This is a genomic window from Coprococcus intestinihominis (assembly GCF_040096555.1).
In the GTDB taxonomy this organism is placed as follows: Bacteria; Bacillota; Clostridia; order Lachnospirales; family Lachnospiraceae; genus Coprococcus_A; species Coprococcus_A intestinihominis.
The window spans coordinates 1-5581 of record NZ_JBBMEK010000226.1 but is presented as its reverse complement, the minus strand read 5'-3'; the positions used below and the strand labels follow the sequence as shown (position 1 = coordinate 5581).

Below are 5581 nucleotides of genomic sequence, written 5' to 3'. Positions count from 1 at the left end.
GATTACACCCTCAAAGTCTATGAATGGGTAGTTGACAACAGTTACGCCCTTGCCTTTTCCAAGGATCTCTCCGTCAGCCTCAGCGATGAATTCAAGCCATTTCTCTATCCGAATCAATATGTCTGGTTCACCGGTGATTCTCAGGTCGTCGCCCTGGGCAGAGAATTATCCGACCAGTCTGCCGATGATCTGGACTACGTGCAGAACAGCTATTACTATGTGATCCGGAATATTTCCTATGACAACGATAAAGCCGAGAATACACCCACCGACTATGTGCCGGATATTGACACGATACTGGAAGAAAAGAAAGGCATCTGCTTCGACTATGCCTCTCTGATGGCCGCATTGCTGCGCTCCCAGTCCATTCCGACAAAACTGGAAGTCGGTTATTCCGGTGAGGCCTATCATGCCTGGATCAGCGTTTACCTCTCGGAATCCGGATGGGTGGACAATATTATCGAATTTGACGGCAAAGACTGGGTACTCATGGATCCGACCCTGGCCGCCAACAACAGTTCCAAAGCCGTAGCCAAATATATCGGAGACGGCAGCAAATACACTGTGAAATACTCTTATTAATCCTGCATTCACAGTTTTCCTGTCAATCTGAGGATCTATACAATATCCTGCATTTATGGAGGGAATGATCATGAACAAATCACCACAATTAAAACCACTTTCCAATCCGGAACTTTCTTCTTTCAGCAGCCAGTTATCTCTGATCCTGCGTTCCGGTATCTCTGCTCTGGAAGGGATTTCTATCATGCTGGAGGATGCATCTTCAGAGGAAGAGAAAGCCATTCTCAACGCACTCTCAGAGAATCTTCAGGAAACAGGCTCATTGAACGAAGCATTGGAACAGACACAGCTTTTTCCGGCTTATATGACACGTATGGTCCGGATCGGTGAAGAAACCGGAACACTGGACGATGTCATGGCCGCCCTCGGCGACCACTATGCCCGTGAAGATACCATTGCCCGAACGATCCGCAGCGCTGTCACTTATCCAATGATCATTATCAGCATGATGATCGTTGTTATCCTCGTATTGATCATCAAAGTCATGCCGATCTTCAATCAGGTCTTCATTCAGCTCGGTTCGGAAATGTCCGGATTTTCCAGAGTTCTGATGGACCTCGGCAATACCATCAACCGCTATTCCGTTGTATTCATTGCGGTTCTTGCAGTCATCGTCATCGGCTTTTTTGCCTACAACCACACCGCCAAAGGTGCCGCTTTCTTAAGAGGGCTCGGCAGCCATATTCCTGCCATCCGACGCATGCATCATGATATTGCATCATGCCGGTTTGCCAGCGGCATGGCGCTGACTCTCAAAAGCGGCATGGCTCCCGAAGAATGTCTGAGCCTTGTCCGCGAATTAAATGATGATGAAGCCTTTCAAAAAGAGCTGACCGAATGCGAACAATTACTGGAAAACGGTACAGATTTTACAGCTACACTCCATCAGACAGGTATTTTCACCGGCGTCTATGCCCGTATGGCTTCCATCGGCTTCAAAACCGGCTCACTGGATCAGGTGATGTCCGATATTGCCGAACTCTATCAGGAGGATCTGGATAACCGTATGAGCAATACATTATCCATCTTAGAGCCAACCCTTGTCATTGCGCTCTCACTTGTTGTCGGTTTCATTTTACTGTCCGTTATGCTTCCGCTCGTCGGAATCATGTCCAGCATCTAAGTCAGGAGGCCCACTTATGGTACGATTTCAAAATCAAAAGAAAAGCCGGAAAAACCGCCGGGTTTTTCTGTCCATTTGTGTTTTTCTGGTCATTCTTCTGCTTTTTATCTCCGGCATTGATTCATTTTCGGACAGCACCCGCCGTCATCAGAAAGAAAGCCTGGAGCGGGCATTAAACCGCAGCATCGTCTATTGCTATGCAACGGAAGGCACCTATCCCGAAAGTCTGGAAGACCTGAAAGCGCATTATGGTCTGACCTATGACGAAGACCTCTTTTTCGTAGATTATCAGACCGTGGGTGCCAATATTTATCCGGATGTGACCATCATTGAAAAGGGGGCAGGCAAATGAGATTTCAATCCAGGAAACATCATATCATTGATATTTTATTTCCCATCTCCCTGTATTTTGTTTTCACGGTATCGGCCCTGACAGTGCTTCTGCTGGCCACGAATGTTTACCGTACAACCACTGAGAACTCGGCTTTGAACTTTAACGCCAACACTTCTCTTTCCTATATTACTGAGAAAATTCACCAGAACGATACCGAAGGTGCCGTATCTATCGGCAGTTTTGACGGTCATCAGGCACTGATTCTGAAACAGCATTACAACGACACGGAATATGTCACTTATATTTATGTCAGTGAGGGAAATCTGATGGAATTGTACACCAAAAGCAGTGCAGATGTCGATGTCGGCTCAGGCAAAGTCATTCTGCCGCTGCAGTCATTGGATATGGAGATGTCTCAATCGGATCTCCTGCATTTGACATGTACCGATGCGCAGGGACACACCGTTGCGTCCTATATCAGCATCCACAGTGAGTCATAGCACCTGTCACGGGAAAGGAATAGGATTCATATGAAATATCAACGTCACAATAATACATCCAGTCTGTTTCTTCTGGAACTTATACTTGCCGTTCTGTTTTTTTCCGTTGCAAGTGCCCTCTGCATCCAGATTTTTACCAAAGCCCATCTGATGAGCCAGGATGCCAGGGATCTGAATTTCGCCGTCAATGAAGTCAGCAGTATGGCCGAACAGATGCCCGACGATTCATTGCAGGATGCCGCCGCCTACTATGACAGCAGCTATGCATCCTGTGAAAAAGCGGATGCTGTTTATGTCCTGACCGTCCATTATGAACCGGAAGATACCCTTCTGAAGGCCCATATTTCCATGGATACCGTCGCTGACAACCGGAATATCTACACACTGGATGTCACTAAGCACCGACAAAGGAGGGCCGAATCATGAGAAAACAGTCAGAAAAAGCCCCGGCACCTTTTTTTAATATCGGTGCCTCTTCTCTCCTTGTCATCTTCCTGATCCTCTGTCTGGTGACCTTTGCCATCCTGACACTGACCAGCGCCAAAAGTGATGCCGACTTTGCAGAGAAACTGGCTCATCACAAAATGAACTACTATGCGGCCTGCAATACGGCAGAAAGCATCCTGGATGAGATTGATGCCATCCTGGCCGATGCCTGGCAGCTGTCAGACACCGACACCGGCAAGAATTCGATAAATAACGACAGCAGCCAGCCTGACTTGACAAGCAGCGACACTGCTACTGTCTTCACTGAAATCGAGACCCAATTGACAGCACTCGATAGCCGCGAACAGCTGCAACTCTCCATGGATTTTACACAGAGTAAACCAACCATTTCTTATGCTGTCGCCATCGATGACAAACAAAACCTCTGTGTCACGCTGACACTGACCGCAGCGCCTGCCAAAGGAGAGGCTTACTACCGCATTTCGCAGTGGCAGGTTCAGTCTTCCGGTGAGTGGAAGGGCGATCAGACTTTGAATTTAATGAAATAAGATTTAGCAAAAACCAAAGGAGATTTTTATGAACGCCAGAGAAATACTTGAACAGGCCGTCAGAGAAGATGTTTCGGATATTTTTATCGTAGCCGGACTTCCTGTTTCATGCAGAAAAAACGGCAATATCATTCAGACACAGGAAGAAAAACTCTTCCCGAAAGAAACTGAAGCATTATTAAATGAGATCTATGCCATGGCCGGAGACCGTGATATGATGAATCTGCTGGTCCATGGTGATGATGATTTTTCATTTGCCATACCCGGGGTTTCCCGTTTTCGTGTCAGTGCCTACAAACAGCGCGGCGCTCTGTCAGCTGTTATCCGTGTCATCACATTCCAGCTGCCGAATCCACAGGAACTTGGCATTCCTGAAGCTGTTATGCAGTTTGCCGATCACACCAAGGGCATGATCCTTGTCACCGGCTCCGCCGGCAGCGGCAAGTCCACCACCCTTGCCTGCCTGATCGACCGCATCAACAACACGCGAAATACACATATTATTACCCTGGAAGACCCGTTGGAATACCTGCACCGTCACAACAAGAGCATTGTCAGTCAGCGAGAGATCAAGATTGATACGGACAATTATGTCACTGCTCTGAAGGCCTCCCTGCGCCAGAGCCCGAATATTATCCTGCTGGGCGAAATGCGTGACTATGAAACCATCAGCGTTGCCATGACAGCCGCCGAGACCGGTCATCTCCTTTTCTCCACGCTGCACACCATCGGAGCAGCCAATACCATCGACCGGATCATCGATGTCTTTCCGCCAAACCAGCAGCATCAGATCGCCGTTCAGCTGTCCATGGTCTTAAATGCCGTCATCTCACAGCAGCTTGTGCCGACGGTAGACGGAGGAATGGTACCTGCCTTCGAGATTATGAGCGTCACACCGGCCATCCGCAATATGATCCGCGACAACAAAGTCCACCAGATCGACGGCCTCATTGCCACATCGGCCAAAGATGATATGATCTCCATGGATATGAGTCTGATGAATCTCTGTAAAAAGGGCATCATTACAAAGGAAACTGCGCTGACCTACGCATCCAATCCGGAAATGCTGAAAAAAAGGCTGTAAAAATAAACCCGTGTTTTCCATACAGCCAAATTTGTCAAACTGGAAAATACGGGCTTTCTCTTCTGTAAACAGAATTCTTCTTGCCGAACAACTAAGTAACCTGTTCACATTTTCTATATTCTTTATCATTTGTTAATATCATCCGTTCTTCACTCATCATTTCCTGCAGCAGCATATATTTTCCCTCCCAGTCACGGTCTTGCTTAATACTTTTAACCCGTTCCTGCAACAATCACAAATAAAAATAACGTATGTATCCGGCAGTCTATCGTAACTCTCACCTGTCAACAATGCATCCATATCCATCTGTGCATGATAATTTGTATGCGCTATCCATATCGTCCGTAATATGTTACCTATTATTTCTTTACAACCCATCTCCCGTTCCTATTGGATCCCTGTCTTTCGACTAGTCCTTCCTCGCGCAAATCCTTTATAATCTTCTGAATCTGCTTTCTCGATAAATTAAACGCTTCCATAAGTTTAACCTGAGTTATTTCTGGATTTTCTTCCAACTTCTGCAATATATCCAGCTTTCTTTCGGCTCCTTTTTTTGGCTCCTTTTCGGCTCCTTTTCGGCTCCCTTCTGAATTAGGCAACGGGTGTAATCTCGGACTTTTTGTCGATTTTTTCTGCTAAAAGAGGCTGAACGCTAAATCTACCAGCGTCCAGCCTCTTGTTATTCCTCTTTTTCTCTCTTACCCTGCAGCACCGCCGCCAGTATCTCCAGCACGATGGCCAATCCGATCATGGAAACCGCTGCAATCTTGCCGTTTGTACCGGTGATCGTCTGGAAGATGCCTCCCAGCTTCGGTACAGACAACTGCACCTTTCCTATGTAATTCGCATATGGGATTGGATTCATGTCATTATCACTATTGGCATCGCCCTTCGTGATAAAATTACCCATAGCCGCACTGTTGGATACCACACGATGAGTGACAATAGAACCATCCGCATCCG

Annotated in this window: 9 protein-coding genes; 7 read left to right on the top strand and 2 right to left on the bottom strand. The window is 47.0% G+C overall.

All coding sequences use genetic code 11. The features are described 5' to 3' along the window. The 7 genes from WMO25_RS14235 to WMO25_RS14205 all read left to right on the top strand — a co-directional run. Positions 1-582: transglutaminase-like domain-containing protein (locus tag WMO25_RS14235; RefSeq protein WP_349085847.1), on the top strand; the 582-nt coding region annotated here is incomplete at its 5' end. A gap of 70 nt (positions 583-652) precedes the next feature. Then, entirely contained in the window at positions 653-1705 is a 1053-nt protein-coding gene (locus WMO25_RS14230; protein ID WP_215690337.1) for a type II secretion system F family protein, read from the top strand. Between the two features lie 16 nt (positions 1706-1721). Beyond that, positions 1722-2057 (top strand): hypothetical protein, encoded by a 336-nt coding sequence (locus WMO25_RS14225; protein ID WP_015514977.1) that lies wholly within the window; start codon positions 1722-1724, stop codon positions 2055-2057. Beyond that, the gene (locus tag WMO25_RS14220) at positions 2054-2539 is read left to right on the top strand and encodes a DUF4860 domain-containing protein (RefSeq protein WP_015514976.1); all 486 of its coding nucleotides are present in this window, start codon (positions 2054-2056) and stop codon (positions 2537-2539) included. The genes WMO25_RS14225 and WMO25_RS14220 overlap by 4 nt, the downstream gene beginning before the upstream one ends. Before the next feature lie 30 nt (positions 2540-2569). Next, positions 2570-2965 (top strand): hypothetical protein, encoded by a 396-nt coding sequence (locus WMO25_RS14215; RefSeq protein ID WP_227081284.1) that lies wholly within the window; start codon positions 2570-2572, stop codon positions 2963-2965. After that, entirely contained in the window at positions 2962-3534 is a 573-nt protein-coding gene (locus WMO25_RS14210; RefSeq protein ID WP_349085846.1) for a hypothetical protein, read from the top strand. The genes WMO25_RS14215 and WMO25_RS14210 overlap by 4 nt, the downstream gene beginning before the upstream one ends. Positions 3535-3562: 28 nt before the next feature. Further along, the gene (locus WMO25_RS14205; RefSeq protein ID WP_349085845.1) at positions 3563-4618 is read left to right on the top strand and encodes a type IV pilus twitching motility protein PilT; all 1056 of its coding nucleotides are present in this window, start codon (positions 3563-3565) and stop codon (positions 4616-4618) included. A gap of 359 nt (positions 4619-4977) precedes the next feature. On the opposite strand, the gene WMO25_RS14200 is transcribed toward WMO25_RS14205, so the two are convergent. Further along, positions 4978-5217 (bottom strand): MarR family transcriptional regulator, encoded by a 240-nt coding sequence (locus WMO25_RS14200; RefSeq protein ID WP_349085844.1) that lies wholly within the window; start codon positions 5215-5217, stop codon positions 4978-4980. Positions 5218-5297: 80 nt separating this feature from the next. Then, positions 5298-5581 (bottom strand): S24/S26 family peptidase (locus tag WMO25_RS14195; protein WP_494337443.1); only part of this gene is annotated, 284 nt, incomplete at its 5' end.